This window comes from Pseudomonas pudica (genome assembly GCF_015680405.1).
GTDB classification, from domain to species: Bacteria; Pseudomonadota; Gammaproteobacteria; order Pseudomonadales; family Pseudomonadaceae; genus Aquipseudomonas; species Aquipseudomonas pudica.
Genome location: NZ_JADLJS010000041.1, coordinates 1 through 17,877, shown reverse-complemented (window position 1 = coordinate 17,877; position 17,877 = coordinate 1). Strand labels below are relative to the sequence as shown.

17 protein-coding genes are annotated in these 17,877 nt (G+C 61.9%); 11 read left to right on the top strand and 6 right to left on the bottom strand.

Features of this window, described 5'->3' with window-relative positions; all coding sequences use genetic code 11:
* Positions 1-158 precede the first annotated feature (158 nt).
* The 3 genes from dgcA to IRZ77_RS21825 all read right to left on the bottom strand — a co-directional run bounded on the left by dgcA (position 159) and on the right by IRZ77_RS21825 (position 3,820).
* Entirely contained in the window at positions 159-2,219 is a 2,061-nt protein-coding gene (gene dgcA, locus IRZ77_RS21835) for a dimethylglycine demethylation protein DgcA (RefSeq protein WP_046614485.1), read from the bottom strand.
* A gap of 15 nt (positions 2,220-2,234) precedes the next feature.
* Entirely contained in the window at positions 2,235-2,765 is a 531-nt protein-coding gene (locus tag IRZ77_RS21830; protein ID WP_046614486.1) for a DUF5943 domain-containing protein, read from the bottom strand.
* 77 nt (positions 2,766-2,842) lie between these two features.
* Positions 2,843-3,820, bottom strand: a complete 978-nt coding sequence (locus tag IRZ77_RS21825; protein ID WP_023382781.1) for a dipeptidase — start codon at positions 3,818-3,820, stop codon at positions 2,843-2,845.
* Between the two features lie 287 nt (positions 3,821-4,107).
* Here IRZ77_RS21825 and IRZ77_RS21820 point away from each other — a divergent pair, with 287 nt between their 5' ends.
* From IRZ77_RS21820 to IRZ77_RS21810, 3 genes are all read left to right on the top strand, one after another.
* Positions 4,108-4,509 (top strand): lysozyme inhibitor LprI family protein, encoded by a 402-nt coding sequence (locus tag IRZ77_RS21820; protein ID WP_135001879.1) that lies wholly within the window; start codon positions 4,108-4,110, stop codon positions 4,507-4,509.
* 115 nt (positions 4,510-4,624) lie between these two features.
* Complete coding sequence (locus IRZ77_RS21815; protein WP_085600014.1) at positions 4,625-5,341, top strand: hypothetical protein; 717 nt, start codon at positions 4,625-4,627, stop codon at positions 5,339-5,341.
* 65 nt (positions 5,342-5,406) lie between these two features.
* On the top strand, positions 5,407-5,958 hold the full coding sequence (locus tag IRZ77_RS21810; protein WP_196174419.1) for a hypothetical protein: 552 nt from the start codon (positions 5,407-5,409) through the stop codon (positions 5,956-5,958).
* On the opposite strand, the gene IRZ77_RS21805 is transcribed toward IRZ77_RS21810, so the two are convergent.
* Entirely contained in the window at positions 5,949-6,911 is a 963-nt protein-coding gene (locus IRZ77_RS21805) for a GlxA family transcriptional regulator (RefSeq protein WP_135001876.1), read from the bottom strand. The two genes, IRZ77_RS21810 and IRZ77_RS21805, sit on opposite strands and share 10 nt — an antisense overlap.
* A 147-nt stretch (positions 6,912-7,058) precedes the next feature.
* Between IRZ77_RS21805 and choX the strand changes: the two genes are divergently transcribed.
* The 5 genes from choX to IRZ77_RS21780 all read left to right on the top strand — a co-directional run bounded on the left by choX (position 7,059) and on the right by IRZ77_RS21780 (position 11,157).
* The gene (gene choX / locus IRZ77_RS21800; RefSeq protein WP_135001875.1) at positions 7,059-8,003 is read left to right on the top strand and encodes a choline ABC transporter substrate-binding protein; all 945 of its coding nucleotides are present in this window, start codon (positions 7,059-7,061) and stop codon (positions 8,001-8,003) included.
* Between the two features lie 121 nt (positions 8,004-8,124).
* The gene (locus tag IRZ77_RS21795) at positions 8,125-9,009 is read left to right on the top strand and encodes a BKACE family enzyme (protein ID WP_046614490.1); all 885 of its coding nucleotides are present in this window, start codon (positions 8,125-8,127) and stop codon (positions 9,007-9,009) included.
* A gap of 18 nt (positions 9,010-9,027) precedes the next feature.
* Entirely contained in the window at positions 9,028-9,993 is a 966-nt protein-coding gene (locus IRZ77_RS21790; protein WP_196174418.1) for an L-carnitine dehydrogenase, read from the top strand.
* A 10-nt stretch (positions 9,994-10,003) separates the two neighbouring features.
* Positions 10,004-10,480 (top strand): thioesterase family protein, encoded by a 477-nt coding sequence (locus tag IRZ77_RS21785; protein ID WP_085600004.1) that lies wholly within the window; start codon positions 10,004-10,006, stop codon positions 10,478-10,480.
* Positions 10,481-10,899: 419 nt separating this feature from the next.
* On the top strand, positions 10,900-11,157 hold the full coding sequence (locus IRZ77_RS21780; RefSeq protein WP_046614493.1) for a hypothetical protein: 258 nt from the start codon (positions 10,900-10,902) through the stop codon (positions 11,155-11,157).
* Positions 11,158-11,260: 103 nt separating this feature from the next.
* Here the strand turns inward: IRZ77_RS21780 and gbdR are convergent, their stop codons facing one another.
* Both gbdR and IRZ77_RS21770 read right to left on the bottom strand, forming a co-directional pair.
* Positions 11,261-12,367 (bottom strand): choline metabolism transcriptional regulator GbdR, encoded by a 1,107-nt coding sequence (gbdR, locus tag IRZ77_RS21775; RefSeq protein ID WP_025337376.1) that lies wholly within the window; start codon positions 12,365-12,367, stop codon positions 11,261-11,263.
* A gap of 519 nt (positions 12,368-12,886) precedes the next feature.
* Positions 12,887-14,263, bottom strand: coding sequence for an L-serine ammonia-lyase (locus IRZ77_RS21770; protein ID WP_046614495.1), 1,377 nt, complete (start codon positions 14,261-14,263; stop codon positions 12,887-12,889).
* Between the two features lie 453 nt (positions 14,264-14,716).
* On the opposite strand from IRZ77_RS21770, the gene IRZ77_RS21765 reads away from it, so the two are divergent.
* From IRZ77_RS21765 to choV, 3 genes are all read left to right on the top strand, one after another.
* Positions 14,717-15,664, top strand: a complete 948-nt coding sequence (locus IRZ77_RS21765) for a choline ABC transporter substrate-binding protein (RefSeq protein WP_046614496.1) — start codon at positions 14,717-14,719, stop codon at positions 15,662-15,664.
* An 81-nt stretch (positions 15,665-15,745) separates the two neighbouring features.
* Positions 15,746-16,594 carry a choline ABC transporter permease subunit gene (gene choW / locus IRZ77_RS21760; protein WP_169774667.1) on the top strand — a complete coding sequence of 283 codons (849 nt, stop codon included), beginning with the start codon at positions 15,746-15,748 and terminating at the stop codon, positions 16,592-16,594.
* Positions 16,591-17,769: a choline ABC transporter ATP-binding protein gene (choV, locus tag IRZ77_RS21755; protein ID WP_003257485.1), complete on the top strand. Its 1,179-nt coding sequence runs from the start codon at positions 16,591-16,593 to the stop codon at positions 17,767-17,769. Before choW ends, choV begins: the two co-directional genes overlap by 4 nt.
* The last annotated feature ends 108 nt before the right edge of the window (positions 17,770-17,877 follow it).

Below are 17,877 nucleotides of genomic sequence, written 5' to 3'. Positions count from 1 at the left end.
TGGATTCTTGCGCCACTCTGAAGATGGGATTGGCCCCTTGTGGGAGCGGGTTTACCCGCGAATGCGTCAGATCAGACAACTTTGTTGCTTGTGCTGACGCTTTCGCGGGTGAACCCGCTCCCACAGGGACCGCGCCCGGTGGCGACGATTTTTCTCGATCAGAAGTCCTTGCACAGGCGCAAGGCGTCGTAGATCGCCGCATGCACGTTGCGCTGGGCCACGCAGTCGCCGATGCGGTACAGCAGGTAGCCTTCGCCCGGCTGGCTGAGGATCGGCTGTGGCTTGATGGCGAACAGCGCCTCCACGTCGATCTGGCCTTTGTTGCGCGAACCTTCCTTCAGTGCGTAGTACAGCTGCTCGTCAGGACGCACGCCGTTCTCCACCACCACCTGGTCGACCACACGCTCTTCCTTGGCGCCGGTGTATTCGTTTTCCAGCACCGCCACCAGCTTGTCGCCTTCGCGGTAGACCTTTTCCAGCATCATGTCGCCGGTCATGATCACTTCTTTCGGATACATGCTGCGGTAGTAGGTCGGGAAGGTAGTACCGCCCATGGCCACGCCCGGCTTGATGTCGTCGGTGACGATCTCCACCTGGCTGCCCTTGTCGGCGATGAAGTCAGCCACCGACATGCCGGTGAACTCGCAGATGGTGTCGTACACCAGCACGTTCTTGCCCGGCGCAACCTTGCCGTCGAGCACATCCCAGCTGCTGACCACCAGCCCTTCGGCGGCGCCCCAGTGCTCGTTCTGCTCCAGGAACGAATGCCCACCCACCGCCAGCACGATGATGTCCGGGCGCAGGTCCTGGATGGTCGCCACGTCAGCGGCGGTGCCAAGGCGCAGGTCAATCTTCAGGCGGGCGAACTCCAGCTGGTACCAGCGAGTGATACCGGCGATCTGGTCGCGCTGCGGCGCCTTGGCGGCGATGGTGATCTGCCCGCCGATCTGGTCCTTCTTCTCGAACACGGTCACGTCGTGGCCGCGCTCGGCAGCCACGCGGGCCGCTTCCATACCGGCAGGGCCGGCGCCGACGATGACGACCTTGCGCTTGGGCCCGGTGGTCTTCTCGATGATGTGCGGCACCCCCATGTATTCGCGGGAGGTCGCGGCGTTCTGGATGCACAGCACGTCCAGGCCCTGATACTGGCGGTCGATGCAGTAGTTGGCACCGACGCACTGCTTGATCTGGTCGACCTGGCCCATCTTGATCTTGGCGATCAGGTGCGGGTCGGCGATGTGCGCGCGGGTCATGCCGACCATGTCGACATAGCCGCCTTCCAGGATGCGCGTGGCCTGGTTCGGGTCCTTGATGTTCTGCGCGTGCAGTACCGGGACCTTGACCACTTCCTTGATGCCGGCGGCCAGGTGCAGGAACGGCTCCGGCGGGTAGCTCATGTTGGGGATGACGTTGGCCAGGGTGTTATGGGTGTCGCAACCCGAGCCGACCACGCCGATGAAATCGATCATGCCGGTGGCGTCGTAGTAGGCGGCGATCTGCTTCATGTCCTCGTGACTGAGGCCATCGGGGTGGAACTCGTCGCCACAGATACGCATGCCCACGCAAAAATCGTCACCGACTTCGGCGCGTACGGCCTTCAGTACTTCCAGGCCGAACTTCATGCGGCCTTCGAAGGTGCCGCCCCATTCGTCGGTACGCTTGTTGACGCGCGGGCTCCAGAACTGGTCGATCATGTGCTGGTGCACGGCCGACAGTTCCACGCCGTCCAGGCCACCTTCCTTGGCGCGGCGGGCAGCTTGCGCGTAGTTGCCGATCACGCGCCAGATCTCTTCCACCTCGATGGTCTTGCAGGTGGCGCGGTGCACGGGTTCACGGATACCCGACGGCGACATCAGGGTCGGCCAGTTGAAGCCGTCCCAACGCGAGCGACGGCCCATGTGGGTAATCTGGATCATGATCTTGGCGCCATGCTTGTGCATGGCGTCAGCCAGGTTCTGGAAGTGCGGGATGATGCGGTCGGTCGACAGGTTGACCGACGACCACCACTCCTGCGGGCTGTCGATGGCCACCACCGACGAGCCGCCGCAGATCGCCAGGCCGATACCGCCCTTGGCCTTTTCTTCGTAGTACTTCACGTAGCGGTCGGTCGTCATGCCGCCGTCAGTGGCGTAGACCTCGGCGTGCGCGGTGCTGAGCACACGGTTGCGGATGGTCAGTTTGCCGATCTGGATCGGCTGGAACATTGCTTCGAATGCCATGACGCTATCTCCGGCTTACAACGGCTTGACGACGAACAGGCCATCTTCGTGACCTTCTTCCGACCCGCCATAGACCTGTTCGGCCACAGTGCGGATCGAGCTGCCGCGGGCAGCGAGAATCTGGTCCATGGCGCCGGCGAACCAGCCGGTGAACATGTAGTCGACCTTGCGGCCGCACTTGCCATAGACGTACACGAACGCGGAGTGCTTGAGCTTGACGCTGCAGGTTCCCTTGTCGAGGTCGATGTCCTGGATCTCGAACAGGCCCCAGCCACGCTGGCTCAGGCGCTTCATGTAGTGCTCGAACACCGCCACGCCTTCCAGGCCATGGCACTCAGCTTCTTTTTCACACCAGTGCCAGGCGGACTTGTAGCCGGCCTTGTAGAGGATCTCGGCATACTTGTCGGCGCCCAGGACTTCTTCGATGCCCATGTGGTTGTTGACGAAGAAATGGCGCGGCACATACAGCATCGGCAAGGCGTCGCTGGTCCAGACACCGGTCTCGCTGTCTACTTCGATTGGCAATTGCGGGGCGATCTTGGCCATGGAAACTCAACTCCATAAAATTTTTTATTGGGATGCCCCGGCGTTGCTGGCAGGGGCTTTCAGGCTTGGAGAGCGGCTTACTCGCCCCACACGTCCTTGAGGACGTTGACCCAGTTCTCACCCATGATCTTGCGCACCACGCGCTCGGAGTGGCCGCGCTTGAGCAAGGTTTCGGTGAGGTTGGGGAATTCGCCCACAGTGCGGATGCCCAGCGGGTTGATGATCTTGCCGAAGTTGGTCAGGCGACGGGCGTAACCCTTGTCGTGGGTCAGGTACTCGAAGAAGTCCTGGCCGTGGCCCTGGGTGAAGTCGGTACCGATACCGATGGCGTCTTCACCAACGATGTTCATGGTGTATTCGATGGCTTCGGCGTAGTCGTCGATGGTGGAGTCGATGCCCTTGGCCAGGAACGGCGCGAACATGGTCACACCGACGAAACCGCCATGGTCGGCGATGAACTTCAGCTCTTCGTCCGACTTGTTGCGCGGGTGCTCTTTCAGGCCCGAAGGCAGGCAGTGCGAGTAGCAGACCGGCTTTTTCGACTCGAGGATGACTTCTTCGGAGGTCTTGGAGCCGACGTGGGACAGGTCGCACATGATGCCGACGCGGTTCATTTCGGCAACGATCTCGCGGCCGAAGCCCGACAGGCCGCCGTCACGCTCGTAGCAGCCGGTGCCGACCAGGTTCTGGGTGTTGTAGCACATCTGCACGATGCCCACGCCCAGCTGCTTGAAGACGTCGACATAGGCGATCTGGTCTTCGAAGGCATGGGCGTTCTGGAAGCCGAAAAGAATACCGGTCTTGCCCAGCTCCTTGGCCTTGCGGATGTCGGCAGTGGTGCGCACCGGCATCACCAGGTCGCTGTTTTCGCGGATCAGCTTCTGGCTGGCGGCGATGTTGTCGACGGTAGCCTTGAAACCTTCCCAGACCGACACCGTGCAGTTGGCCGCAGTCAACCCGCCTTTGCGCATGTCCTCGAACAGCTCGCGGTTCCATTTGGCAATGATCAGGCCGTCAATGACGATGCTGTCGGCGTGAAGTTCGGCTGGGCTCATCAGGCTGTCCCCTTTTATTGAATGGGTTTGCGCCAAACCTTATTGCCGGCGCTTTGGGGCCAGCATATGCCTGTGCCCAACAGCGCCCCGATGCAAAAACGACAGGGGGTTTGCCGAAAGCGTCAATGCGCGACATCGCGCCCTCTGGCGCGCCGTCTGGCGATGAGAGACAGTCTCGATAACGACATTTCCGGCCGTTTCATGAACATTTCTTCAGGGAGCTATCGTCTTGCCGACAGCTGAGCGAGAATCCAGCCGATTCGTCAGCCTTGTTGAGGAGAAAACGGATGAAATCAATGGCATGGCTGGTATTGCTGGCTATCGTATCGGGCGCCCAGGCCGGCGAGGAAGAAAGCACCCCGTGCGACAACGTAGAGACCGACCAGCAGACATATGCTTGCGCGGCATTCAACAAGCAGACGGCCGAGCGTGAACTGAAGTCGGCGTATGACGACCTTATCCAGCGCATTCGCGACCAGTACGCCGACGAAAGCGACAAGGCCGATGCCCTGGCCGGGCGCATGGATGCCGCCGAGAAACTGTGGACGCAGCTGCGCGATGCCGACTGCAAGGTAGAAACCTACGCCGAGAAGCCGGGCAGCAAAGCGTTCGAAGCGGCGTGGAACACCTGCGTGGCACAGCGCAGCGATGACCGCTCGGAGTACCTGCAGTCCATCGGCCAGCAGTAAGGAAGTTCCTGGGCAGGAAAGGCTGTCGGCTTATCTGTCTTGACGATCCGAACCAAAGTGCGTCCCCGGCGCCTCACCCGAGGTGCCGATGATGAACCAGATCGGAAACCAAGACATGACCTCTACTATCAGCAAGACCGACATGAACAGCGCCATTGCCGCCCTGAAGAAAGAAGGCGAAGAACGCGCCGTCATGGTAGCCAACACCGTCTGCATCTTTGCCCCGGATGTACCGGCCAGTGTTGCCGAAGATGTGCTCGATGGCATGCGCCTGATGAACCTGTCGGCGAACAAGAAGTTCGACAAGGAAACCCAGCAGCGCGAGTGGTACAACTTCTACAACGACGGTCTGGGCAAGTTCGGCTGGACGCTGACCGGCGCCGCCCATGTCGAGGAAGCAATCGACAAGGACACCCACACGCTGGCCACCCTGGTGCCTCAGATCGTCACCGTCCAGATCGGCGCCAGCCACCGCCTGAGCCGCTGTGTACAACGATCCTTCGAAGCGATCGTACAAACGCCGAAGGCGCAGCAACTGCTTGAAGAAAGCAGCGTGAGCGTTTCGGGGAAATCCAGCACCATTCAGATTTCGGCCTGCGAGATGACACCGCAAGGGCTACCGATCATGCACATGACCAGCGTTCAGCTGAGCTATGACAAGGCCGAGAAAGCCGCTGGGTCGGCTGGCCGCATCATCGACAAGTCGAACACCCGGGTTTACCGGGCCTCGCAGCAGGGCTCGTTCAGTGTTCGTCACTTCGACGCCATGCGCGATGCCGTCAGGATGAAGCTGGCCAGCCAGGCGTTCGACATCCTGGCGCTGGACATCTGACCTGAACCTGGCGCCGCCCAGCGGCGCCAGGCTCCCCTTCCTACTTTGCGACGAGGGCCAGAAGCATGCCCACCAAACCTGCCACCCAACCATGGGAGGACCTTCACGCCTGCCTGCGCCTGGCGCAACTGGGGGCCAACCAGGCTCACGATCGTCAACAGGACGGCCAGCGCTGGTTCAACCATTTTCTACAGGGCCTGGAAGACATCGGTATCGAATTGTTCGAACGGACGACGAAAAGCATCAACTGCGTACCCACGGATGCCGTGTTTCAGGACGTCTTCAACGGCTGGATTCCAGCGCCCCAGAGGCGCAACCTCAAGTTCGAGCGGGTTGCCAAGGACATACTCAATGGCTTGAAACAGCCAGACCTCGCTCTGCTGCGCAGCACCTCGGCCAGCTCGCACCTGCGCATCGACTTTGACCTGGATGACAACGGCAGCCCCCTGGCGATCATCTTTCACTTGTGCTGTGCGACCGACCCGGATGCTCCGCGGACGCGCGTGACCCTGCTGCTGGACCATATGGGCGCCAAACTCGACACCCGGGCTTTCGAGGCGCGGCGAGTACAGATCGAAAACCGCCTCCAGGCGTATTCCGACCTCGATCAGTTCTGATCCGGCAGCTGTGGCTTCAGCGCCTGACGCTCTTCACGAGGACAGCGTCCAAAGCGTCTTTTGTACCGGCGGGTAAAGTACGACGGCAGCTCGAAACCGCATGCCACACTTACCTGCGTGATGCTCATCTGCGTCTGGCAAAGCAGCTGACGCGCCTTGTCCAGACGCAGGTCAAGATAGAACCCACTGGGCGTGTCATTCAGGTGCAGACGAAACAAGCGCTCCAGTTGACGCCTGGTGATCATGGCACGGGCGGCCAGCTCCAATGTGCTCAACGGTGGCTCAGTATGCTTTTCCATCTCGCCGATCACCTGCACCAGCTTGCGGTTGCTGATGCCATAGCGAGAGGCAATCTGCATCCGCTGATGATCCTGCCGCGGCCGAATGCGGCCCAACACGAACTGCTCCGATACCTGCACCGCCAGCTCGCTGCCGTGGGATTGCGCAATCAGGTCGAGCATCAGGTCGATCGAGGCAGTGCCACCCGCGCAGGTGATGCGCCGGCGATCGATTTCGAACAGCTCCTGGGTCGCCTGCAGGCTCGGATAGTTCTCCTTGAACGCCTCCAGCGCCTCCCAGTGCACGGTGGCGCGATGACCGTCGAGCAGACCGGCCTCGGCCAGCACCACCGCGCCGGTATCGATGCCCCCCAGAACAACCCCCTCATGGTCCAGGCGGCGTAGCGCCTGCTGCAGCGCCGGCCCGTAACAGGCCAATGGCTCGAAGCCGGCGACGATCAGCAGGATGCCGCCAGGTTCGCCCGCCGCCAGCGCTGCATCGGCGTTCACCGACATGCCATTGCTGGCCTGCACTGCGCCTCCGTCCAGGCTCAGCACCTGCCAGCGATACAACGAGCCCTTGAAGCGGTTGGCCACCCGCAGTGGTTCCAGGGCACTGATGAAACCCATGGCCGAGAACCCGGGCAACAACAGGAAGTGAATGATTTGCGGCATTGCATGCTCCACGGCAAAGGTGGTCGCCTCCGTGCAAATGTTGGTCGCCAGGGTGCGATTTTCCACCCTGACAGCAGCGTAGCTTCTTCATACGACCCAGAGAGGTCGAACCCCAATAACAATATGCACTGCCGATGGAGAGCCACCATGCACAGCTTGATCCGCCGCAGCCTGTTGACCCTTACCCTGAGCAGCATCGCCACTTCCCCACTATTCGCCGCCGAGCCTGCGGCCTGCAAGAACGTCCGTCTGGGCGTGGTCAACTGGACCGATGTCATCGCCACCAGCGCCATTGCCCAGGTGCTGCTCGATGGCCTTGGCTACCAGACCAAGCAGACCAGCGCCTCGCAGCAGATCATCTTCGCCGGCATCCGCGACAAACGCCTGGACATGTTCCTGGGTTACTGGAACCCGATCATGACCCAGACCATTACCCCGTTCGTCGACGCCAAGCAGGTCAAGGTGCTCGACAAGCCCAGCCTGGAAGACGCCCGCGCCACCCTGGCAGTACCCAAGTACCTGGCCGACAAGGGCCTGAAGACCTTCGCCGACATCCACAAGTTCGAAAAGGAACTGGGCGGGAAAATCTACGGCATCGAACCGGGTTCCGGCGCCAACACCCAGATCAAGGCGATGATCGCCAAGAACCAGTTCGGCCTGGGCAAGTTCCAGCTGGTCGAATCCAGCGAGGCCGGCATGCTCGCCGCCGTCGACCGTGCAGTGCGGCGCAACGAGGCCGTGGTGTTCTTTGGCTGGGCACCGCACCCGATGAACGTGAATATCGACATGGTCTACCTGGGCGACAGCCAGGACGCCCTGGGCCCTGACGAAGGCCGCGCGACAGTGTGGACGGTGACTGCGCCAGACTACGCCGAGCGCTGCCCCAATGCCCACCGCCTGCTGGCGAACCTGAGCTTCAGCGCCGAGGACGAGAGCCGCATGATGCAGCCGCTGCTCGACCACAAGGATGCACTGGAATCGGCCCGCCAGTGGCTCAAGGACCACCCCGAGGACAAGGCCCGCTGGCTGGAGGGTGTGACCACCTTCGATGGCAAGCCGGCTGCCGACAACCTAAACCTCACTGCCAACTGATCCGGCACATTCGCGGGTAAACCCGCTCCCACAAGTCATGCACATGCCAGGGGCAACATCGTTCCCTGTGGGAGCGGGTTTACCCGCGAAAAGGCCACCAGACACCACAAGGAACCCCGTCATGAACCACGACGTCATCATCACCTGCGCCCTCACCGGCGCCGGCGACACCGCCTCGAAAAGCCACCTTGTTCCAGTCACCCCCAAGCAGATCGCCGAGTCTGCCGTAGAGGCTGCCAAAGCCGGCGCCACCGTGGTCCACTGCCACGTGCGCGACCCGCAAACCGGCCGTTTCAGCCGTGATGTGGCGCTGTATCGCGAAGTCATGGAACGCATCCGCGAAGCCGACGTGGACATCATCGTCAACCTTACCGCGGGCATGGGTGGCGACCTGGAAATCGGCCCAGGTGAAACACCACTGGAATTCGGCCCGGGCACCGACCTGATCGGCCCCCTGGAGCGCCTGGCGCATGTCGAAGCGTTGCTGCCGGAGATCTGCACCCTCGACTGCGGCACCCTCAACTTCGGCGACGGCAACTCGATCTACGTCTCCACCCCGGCGCAACTGCGCGCCGGCGCCAAGCGCATAACCGAGCTGGGGGTAAAAGCCGAGCTGGAAATCTTCGACACCGGCCACCTGTGGTTCGCCAAGCAAATGATGAAGGAAGGCCTGCTCGACGACCCGCTGTTCCAGCTGTGCCTGGGCATCCCGTGGGGCGCGCCGGCTGATACCACCACCATGAAGGCGATGGTCGACAACTTGCCGGCCAACGTCACCTGGGCCGGGTTCGGAATCGGCCGCATGCAGATGCCGATGGCCGCACAGGCCGTGCTGCTGGGCGGCAACGTGCGGGTGGGCCTGGAGGACAACCTGTATCTGGACCGTGGCGTGTTGGCCAGCAACGGCCAGTTGGTCGAGCGCGCGGTGGAGATCATTTCGCGCCTTGGCGCCCGCGTGCTGACCCCGGCAGAAGGCCGGGAAAAGATGAACCTCAAACGCCGCTGACACTTTCAGGAGCCCAACATGACCTTCATCACCGAGATCAAGACCTTCGCCGCCCTGGGTAGTGGCGTGATCGGCAGCGGCTGGGTTGCGCGCGCCCTGGCCCACGGCCTGGACGTGGTCGCCTGGGACCCGGCGCCAGGCGCCGAGCAGGCCTTGCGCAAGCGCATCGCCAACGCCTGGCCGGCATTGAAAAAGCAAGGCCTGGCACCAGGCGCTTCACAACAACGCCTGAAGTTCGTCGACACTATCGAGGAATGCGTTCGCGATGCCGATTTCATCCAGGAAAGCGCCCCTGAACGCCTGGACCTGAAGCTCGACCTGCACGCAAAGGTCAGCGCTGCCGCAAAACCCGATGCAATCATCGGTTCCAGCACCTCGGGCCTGCTGCCCAGCGAGTTCTACGAATCTGCCACCCACCCCGAGCGCTGCGTGGTCGGCCACCCGTTCAACCCGGTGTACCTGCTGCCGCTGGTGGAAATCGTCGGTGGCAACCGCACCGCCCCCGAGGCCATCGAAGCTGCCAAAACCATCTACACCGCCCTGGGCATGCGCCCGCTGCACGTACGCAAGGAAGTGCCCGGGTTCATCGCCGACCGCCTGCTCGAAGCCCTGTGGCGCGAAGCCCTGCACCTGGTCAACGACGGCGTGGCCAGCACCGGCGAAATCGACGATGCCATCCGCTTCGGCGCCGGCCTGCGCTGGTCGTTCATGGGCACGTTCCTCACCTACACCCTGGCCGGTGGTGACGCAGGCATGCGTCACTTCATGGCCCAGTTCGGCCCGGCGCTGCAACTGCCGTGGACTTATCTGCCGGCACCAGAGCTGACCGACAAGCTGATCGACGATGTGGTCGAAGGGACCTCCGAACAACTGGGCGACCACAGCATCGCCGCGCTGGAGCGCTATCGTGATGACACCCTGTTGGCAGTGCTGGAAGCGGTGAAGACCAGCAAGGCCAAGCACGGTATGGCTTTCGGCGACTGAGGAGACCGCGATGCCCGCACTGATCACCTACCGTACCCCGGTCCAGGAAGACTGGGTCGACTACAACGGGCACCTGCGTGATGCCTACTACCTGCTGATCTTCAGCTACGCCACCGACGCGCTGATGGAGCGCATCGGCCTGGATGCCGACAGCCGCGGCCAGAGCGGTAACTCGCTGTTCACCCTGGAAGCGCACATAAACTACCTGCACGAAGTGAAGCTGGGTACCGAGGTGTGGGTGCAGACGCAGATCATCGGCTTCGATCGCAAGCGCCTGCATGTCTACCACAGCCTGCACCGGGCGGGGCTCGACGAGGCACTGGCGGCCAGCGAGCAGATGCTGCTGCATGTTGACCTGGCGGGGCCGAAGTCGGCACCGTTCAGTGAGCGTAGTGCCGGATTGCTGCAGGGGTTGGTGGATGAACAACAGGATCTGCCACCGGCCGAGTTCCTCGGACGTATGATGGGTTTGAACACCCGGCCCTGAACAAAACTGCGTACCCTGTGGGAGCGGGTTCACCCGCGAATGCGATGATGAGCTACCGACGCATTCGCGGGTGAACCCGCTCCCACAGAGGGCATGCAAGCCTTCAAGCATTGAATAAGACAGTGTGCCAATAGCGGCGGCGGTGTTGCTTCGGGCAAAAAATAACCCCGGAAAGCCGTGAGCATCCGGGGCCAAGAGCGAGCAACATCCACTGTGCACGAACGAGGGTGACCAAACCCTCCGTTGCGGTAGATGGCTTGAGTTTGCGCACTTCCCGGCAGGTGGAATTAGCCGGGAACGACCTGTTCTTAGCCAAAGCAGCCATGGCGCCATTCTGTTGTTGCGGGCATGTCGCCAGCGTCACAGAATCGGTCGTAAATCACAGCAGCACTCTCTTAGCGATAAAAGGGACAACAGCCATGATGCATGCGGATTTGATTGACCAGGACGATCTGGCAGGCCACCTGCGCGCGCGCGGGTTCGAGATTCCGGCCGGCGCTACTGCCGAGCAGGCGTGCGAAGCGGTAGTGCGTGGGCTGACCGAGCCCAATGCACGGGCGCTGAAGGGGATGGTGGAGCAGATGTATACCGGTAGTGCGACGATCCTGCCGGCGGTGCGCCAGGCCATCGACAAACAGCTGTTGCCGGCGTTGGCGCAGTTCAACAAGCGCGCCTGACTGATTTTTCCTGTACTGGCCTCTTCGCGGGTAAACCCGCTCCCACAGGTATCGCACCAGTACCTGTGGGAGCGGGTTTACCCGCGAAGAGGCCGGTCCCGTTTCAGAGCCTTACACTGGCAAAGGTCGACTCGTTGCGCGCCTGGCTCAGGGCTGCCATCGGCCCGCTGTGCGGCGACAGGGTCATGGCTTGCGGGATCGGCATCATCGCCACCTGCTGCGCAGTGTTGGAGCCCACGCGCTCGTCACGCGGCGGAATACCGAAGTACTCGCGGTAGCACTTGGAGAAGTGGGGGGTAGACACGAAGCCGCACACCGACGCCACTTCGATGATCGACATCGGCGTCTGCTTCAGCAGCTGCCGGGCGCGGATCAGGCGCAGCTTCAGGTAGTAACGCGACGGCGAACAGTGCAGGTACTTCTGGAACAGGCGCTCGAGCTGCCGGCGCGATACCGACACGTACACTGCCAGTTCGTCCAGGTCGATCGGCTCTTCAAGGTTGGCCTCCATCAACGCGACGATTTCCTGCAGCTTAGGCTGGTTGGTGCCAAGCATGTGCTTGAGCGGCACGCGCTGGTGATCCTGCTCGTTGCGGATGCGCTCGTAGACGAACATTTCGGAAATCGCTGCCGACAGTTCACGGCCGTGGTCGCGGCTGATCAGGTGCAGCATCATGTCCAGCGGCGCGGTGCCGCCGGAGCTGGTGAAGCGGTTACGGTCGAGGGTGAACAGGCGGGTACTCATGTTGACCCGCGGGTAGGCCTCCTGCATGGCCGCCAGGCATTCCCAGTGCACGCTGCAATCGAAACCATCCAGCAGACCCGCACAGGCCAAGGCCCAGCTACCGGTACATACCGCGCCCAGACGGCGCGACTGACGGGCCTGGGTTTGCAACCAGGTGACATGCTCGCGGGTAACGCTGCGCTGGATGCCCACGCCGCCACAGACAATCACGGTATCGATGGGCGGCGCACTGTGCATGGCGGCGTCAGGGGTTATCTGCAAGCCATCGCTGGCCCACACCTGCCCACCATCGGCGGTGAGGGTGTGCCAGCGGTACAGTTCGCGGCCGGAAAGCTGGTTGGCCATGCGCAGCGGCTCCACGGCCGATGCCAGGGAAATGAGAGTGAAATTGTCCAGTAGGAGAAACCCGATGGACTGGGGGGCTGTGCGGTTCTGGGTTGGGTTCCCGGAGGTGTACGACGTCATCGCGATTTCTCCTCACACAAATGCAGGGTGTGCCTCAGGCGAGCACTGATTTCTTGTTATGTATGGCCCCGGTTTCATGTGCAGGGGCCTTGGTGCCAATCTCAACGCAAACGCCGTGCCTGAAATTGAACGGCTATCCAAAAAAACCTGAAAACGACGCCTTTGTTAGACAAATCAGGTGCTTTGATCGAGTTGGCCAATCTTCGTAGAACGGGCGTGCTAGGCGCTGTGCGTGTAACGGCTGAGCAATTTGGTGACACGCGCAGTGTAGGATGCCCAGAAACGACACTATTGAGTGTCACCGACAACGCCCACACTGATAACGACACCCGACGATCGGTATGCGCCGCGCTTGCACCATTAGGGGGCATTGGGGGGCGGTGCTGCACCTGCCTCAAACTCAAGGGCGTCTTCGCGGGTAAACCCGCTCCCACAAGTACAGCACCCCGAGTGAGAGCAACGCAGTACCTGTGGGAGCGGGTTCACCCGCGAGGAGGCCCTTGATGTCAGATAAAGCTATCAGCACTCGATAGCGCTGACTGCCAAACCACCGCGCGAGGTCTCTTTGTACTTGTCGTGCATGTCGGCCCCGGTATCGCGCATGGTGCGGATTACCTGGTCGAGGGAAATGAAGTGCTCGCCATCACCACGCAGGGCCATCTGCACCGCGTTGATGGCCTTTACCGCAGCAATCGCGTTGCGCTCGATGCATGGCACCTGTACCAACCCGCCGACCGGGTCGCAGGTCAGGCCCAGGTTGTGCTCCAGGGCAATTTCGGCAGCGTTCTCCACCTGAGGCGGGGTCGCGCCCAGCACTTGGGCAAGGCCCGCTGCTGCCATGGCGCAAGCCGAGCCGACTTCACCCTGGCAGCCCACTTCGGCACCGGAGATCGACGCATTCTTCTTGCACAGGATGCCCACCGCGGCAGCACCGAGGAAGAAGTCGACCACGCTGGATTCATCCACCGCATCGCTGAAGCGCATGTAATAGTGCAGCACCGCCGGGATGATGCCCGCCGCACCGTTGGTCGGCGCGGTCACCATGCGCCCACCGGCGGCGTTTTCTTCGTTGACCGCCAAGGCGAACAGGTTGACCCATTCCATGGCGCTCATGGTCGAGCCGATCACGTTGGGCTTGCCGATTTCCTGCAGGCTGCGGTGCAGCTTTGCGGCGCGGCGGCGCACGTTCAACCCGCCGGGCAGCGTGCCTTCGTACTTGAGGCCGTTGTTGACGCATTCCTGCATGGCTTCCCACAGCTTGTGCAAGCCGGCGCGGATCTCTTCCTCGCTGCGCCAGACCTTCTCGTTGGCCATCATCAATTGCGACACGCTGAGGTCGTTTTGCTTGCACAGGCGCAGCAGTTCGGCGGCGCTGTTGAAGTCGTACGGCAGCACTGTCTGGTCCGCATCCAGTACGCCACTGGCGGCCTGGGCGGCATCGACCACGAAGCCGCCACCCACCGAGTAATAGGTGTCGCGATGCAGCTCGCCCTGCTCGCCTTCGGCGATCAGGGTCATCGCGTTGGGGTGGTACGGCAGGTTCTCGTCCAGCAGCAGCATGTCGCGGGCCCAGACGAATTCGATGGGCAGGCGGCTGTCCAGCTGCAGGGTGTTGGTTTCGCGCAGGTCGGCGATACGCGGCGCGATCTGGGTCGGGTCGATGGCGTCCGGCCATTCACCCATCAGGCCCATGATGGTGGCATTGTCGGTGCCATGCCCCACCCCCGTGGCCGACAGCGAGCCATACAGGCGCACTTCGATCCGCTTCACACGTTCCAGCTCGCCGCGTTCGCGCAGGCCCTGGACGAACAGGGCGCCAGCACGCATGGGGCCGACGGTGTGGGAGCTGGAGGGCCCGACACCGATCTTGAACAGGTCGAACACGCTGATGGCCATTGTCGAATCACCTCTTGCTGGGCTTGTCTCTGCGCGCCATGCGCAGGGTGGGGCAGCTGCTAGGCTGAAGCAGCGGGCCGCCTTGAATGCACGCATCATCGGGCTTTTATCAACCCCCTCGCCGTCTGCAACCGACGTACTTTTGTCCAGCAGCGCCGCGCTGTTTTCTACCGGGGAGCTGCCCTCGCCACGCCGCTTTCCGGCGGCCTGGTGACGTAAAAATGCGGCTGAGGGGGTGGAAAAATCCATAAGCGACATCGCCCATACTGGATACGACCCGTTCCGTACTGGTTACGACCCCACCAGTAGGCGATTGCCCAGCGCTGGAGGATTATCGAAAGCGACTCGTAAAGCACGGCCACGCATCCTGCCCTCTGCAGGCCTGGTCGACCGGACCCTGAGAAAGCCCGGCGACCCACGCGAACCCGAAGACAAAATCACAGGAGTCCATCCATGAAAGGTTCACCCTCGCTGTTGCTGGTTGCGTTGCTGTCCGCGCCTTTGCTGGCCCAGGCCGCCGAACCCGAGCAATGTCAGACGGTACGGTTCTCGGATGTCGGCTGGACCGACATCACTGTAACCACCGCGACCACCAGCGTTGTGCTCGAAGCACTGGGTTACAAGACCCACACCACCATGATCTCGGTACCGGTGACCTACAAGTCGCTGGCCACCGGCAAGGACCTGGACGTGTTTCTCGGCAACTGGATGCCGACCATGGAGAACGACATCAAGCAGTACCGCGACGCCGGCACTGTCGAAACAGTGCGCGCCAACCTGGAAAACGCCAAGTACACCTTGGCCGTACCCCAGGCGCTGTATGACAAGGGCCTGAAGGATTTCAGCGACATTCCCAAGTTCAAGAAGGAGCTGGACGGCAAGATCTACGGCATCGAGCCCGGCAACGATGGCAACCGCACCATCCAGAGCATGATCGACAAGAACGCCTTCGGCCTGAAGGACGCCGGCTTCAAGATCGTCCAGTCCAGCGAGGCCGGCATGCTGTCGCAGGTTGACCGTGCGCAGAAGCGCGGCGAGGCCATCGTGTTCCTCGGCTGGGAACCGCACCCGATGAACACTCGCTTCAAGATGCAGTACCTGACCGGCGGGGACGAGTTCTTCGGCCCCGACTTTGGCAAGGCGACCGTATTGACCAACACCCGCAAGGGCTATGTGCAGGAATGCAGCAACGTTGGCCAGCTGTTGAAGAACCTGTCGTTCGAGCTCAAGGATGAAAGCACCATGATGGGCTATGTCCTGGACGACAAGATGAAACCCGAGGCGGCGGCCAAGAAGTGGCTCAAGGACAACCCTGGCAAACTGGATGCCTGGCTGGCCGGCGTAACCACCGTGGATGGCAAACCCGGCCTTGAGGCGGCCAAGGCCAAGCTGACGCAATAACGAAATACGCAATAGCGCTACCTCGGGGCAGGCCCATGCCTGCCCCGGGTTGATTTCAATCTATGCAGGTGGAAGCTCGCTATCATGCTTATCGATCAGAAAATACCCCTGGGCCAGTACATCGCGTCGTTCGTCGAGTGGCTGACCCAGAACGGCGCGAATTACTTCGACGCCATCGCGCAAGGCCTGGAGTTCATGATCCATGGCGTAACCAGTGCCCTGACTTTCTTCAATCCGTTCGTGCTCATCGCTCTGTTCGCCGCCCTGGCGCATTTCATCCAGCGCAAGTGGGCGCTGACCGCATTCGTCGCCCTGTCGTTCCTGCTGATCCTCAACCTGGGTTACTGGCAGGAAACCATGGAAACCCTGGCGCAGGTCACCTTCGCCACGGTGGTTTGCGTGGCCATCGGCGTGCCACTGGGCATCGTCGCCGCGCACAAACCGATGTTCTATACCGCCATGCGCCCGGTACTCGACCTGATGCAGACGGTACCTACCTTCGTTTACCTGATCCCTACCCTGACCCTGTTCGGGCTGGGTGTGGTACCGGGGCTGATCTCGACAGTGGTGTTTGCCATCGCCGCGCCGATCCGTCTCACCTATCTGGGCATCTGCGACGTCCCGCAGGAGCTGATGGATGCCGGCAAGGCCTTTGGCTGCTCACGGCGCCAGCTGCTCACCCGTATTGAACTGCCGCATGCGATGCCAAGCATCGCCGCCGGCGTTACCCAGTGCATCATGCTGTCGCTATCGATGGTGGTGATCGCCGCCCTGGTCGGCGCTGACGGCCTGGGCAAACCTGTGGTCAACGCACTGAACACCGCCGATATTTCCCTGGGCTTCGAAGCGGGCCTGGCGATCGTGCTGCTGGCGATCATGCTCGACCGTATCTGCAAGCAACCGGACCTGCCGGTAAGGGGTGAAGCATGAGCATCATTCGTTTCGAAGACGTCGACGTCATCTTCTCCAACAAGCCGCGCGAAGCGCTGGCGCTGCTCGACCAAGGCCAGACCCGCGAGCAGATCCTCAAGCAGACCGGTCTGGTGGTGGGTGTCGAGAAGGCCAACCTGGATATCCAGAAGGGTGAGATCTGCGTGCTGATGGGCCTGTCCGGCTCGGGCAAGTCGAGTTTGCTGCGCTGCATCAACGGCCTCAACACCGTCAGCCGCGGCAAGCTGTTCGTCGAGCACGAAGGCAAGCACATCGACATTGCCCACTGCACCCCCGCCGAGCTGAAGATGATGCGCACCAAGCGCATTGCCATGGTGTTCCAGAAATTCGCCCTGATGCCTTGGCTGACCGTGCGCGAGAACATCAGCTTTGGCCTGGAAATGCAGGGCCGCCCCGAGAAGGAACGGCGCAAGCTGGTCGACGAGAAGCTCGAGCTGGTGGGCCTGACCCAGTGGCGCAACAAGAAACCGGACGAATTGTCTGGCGGCATGCAGCAGCGCGTGGGCCTGGCCCGGGCGCTGGCGATGGATGCCGACATCCTGCTGATGGACGAACCGTTTTCGGCACTGGACCCGCTGATCCGCCAGGGCCTGCAGGACGAGTTGCTTGGCCTGCAGGCCAAGCTGAGCAAGACCATCGTGTTCGTCAGCCACGACCTGGACGAGGCGCTGAAGCTGGGTAGCCGCATCGCCATCATGAAGGATGGCCGGATCATCCAGTACAGCAAGCCGGAAGAGATCGTGCTCAACCCGGCCGACGAGTATGTACGTACCTTCGTCGCCCACACCAACCCGCTGAACGTGCTGTGCGGGCGCAGCCTGATGCGCAGCCTGGACAACTGCAAGCGGGTGAATGGTTCGGTATGCCTGGACCCGGGTATCGACTCGTGGCTGGACCTGGGCGAAGGTGGCTCGATCAAGCGCGCACGCCAAGGGCAGAACGGGCTGGACCTGCAGAACTGGGCACCTGGGCAGGATGTGGAACTGCTGGGCCGCCGTCCAACGTTGGTCAATGCCGATATCGGCATGCGCGAGGCGCTACAGATTCGTTACCAGACCGGCAACAAGCTGGTGTTGCAGGATAACGACAAGGTGGTGGGGATTCTTGGGGATACCGAGCTGTATCACGCATTGCTCGGCAAGAATCACGGTTGATGCCATTGGGGCCGCGTTGCGGCCCATCGCCGGCAAGCCAGCTTGTGTCTTGAGAGGGGATTAGAATCTGAAGTGAGAGCGGTGAATGGCAAGCTGAATGCCAGAGGT

Bases quoted from the DNA above. Each gene is read 5' to 3' on its own strand.
- IRZ77_RS21830 (WP_046614486.1), bottom strand. From the start codon at position 2,765: ATGGCCAAGATCGCCCCGCAATTGCCAATCGAAGTAGACAGCGAGACC.
- dgcA (WP_046614485.1), bottom strand. From the start codon at position 2,219: ATGGCATTCGAAGCAATGTTCCAGCCGATCCAGATCGGCAAACTGACC.
- gbdR (WP_025337376.1), bottom strand. From the start codon at position 12,367: ATGACGTCGTACACCTCCGGGAACCCAACCCAGAACCGCACAGCCCCC.
- choV (WP_003257485.1), top strand. From the start codon at position 16,591: ATGAGCATCATTCGTTTCGAAGACGTCGACGTCATCTTCTCCAACAAG.
- IRZ77_RS21795 (WP_046614490.1), top strand. From the start codon at position 8,125: ATGAACCACGACGTCATCATCACCTGCGCCCTCACCGGCGCCGGCGAC.
- IRZ77_RS21825 (WP_023382781.1), bottom strand. From the start codon at position 3,820: ATGAGCCCAGCCGAACTTCACGCCGACAGCATCGTCATTGACGGCCTG.
- IRZ77_RS21790 (WP_196174418.1), top strand. From the start codon at position 9,028: ATGACCTTCATCACCGAGATCAAGACCTTCGCCGCCCTGGGTAGTGGC.
- IRZ77_RS21770 (WP_046614495.1), bottom strand. From the start codon at position 14,263: ATGGCCATCAGCGTGTTCGACCTGTTCAAGATCGGTGTCGGGCCCTCC.
- IRZ77_RS21815 (WP_085600014.1), top strand. From the start codon at position 4,625: ATGACCTCTACTATCAGCAAGACCGACATGAACAGCGCCATTGCCGCC.
- IRZ77_RS21820 (WP_135001879.1), top strand. From the start codon at position 4,108: ATGAAATCAATGGCATGGCTGGTATTGCTGGCTATCGTATCGGGCGCC.
- choX (WP_135001875.1), top strand. From the start codon at position 7,059: ATGCACAGCTTGATCCGCCGCAGCCTGTTGACCCTTACCCTGAGCAGC.
- IRZ77_RS21810 (WP_196174419.1), top strand. From the start codon at position 5,407: ATGCCCACCAAACCTGCCACCCAACCATGGGAGGACCTTCACGCCTGC.
- IRZ77_RS21780 (WP_046614493.1), top strand. From the start codon at position 10,900: ATGATGCATGCGGATTTGATTGACCAGGACGATCTGGCAGGCCACCTG.
- IRZ77_RS21805 (WP_135001876.1), bottom strand. From the start codon at position 6,911: ATGCCGCAAATCATTCACTTCCTGTTGTTGCCCGGGTTCTCGGCCATG.
- IRZ77_RS21785 (WP_085600004.1), top strand. From the start codon at position 10,004: ATGCCCGCACTGATCACCTACCGTACCCCGGTCCAGGAAGACTGGGTC.
- IRZ77_RS21765 (WP_046614496.1), top strand. From the start codon at position 14,717: ATGAAAGGTTCACCCTCGCTGTTGCTGGTTGCGTTGCTGTCCGCGCCT.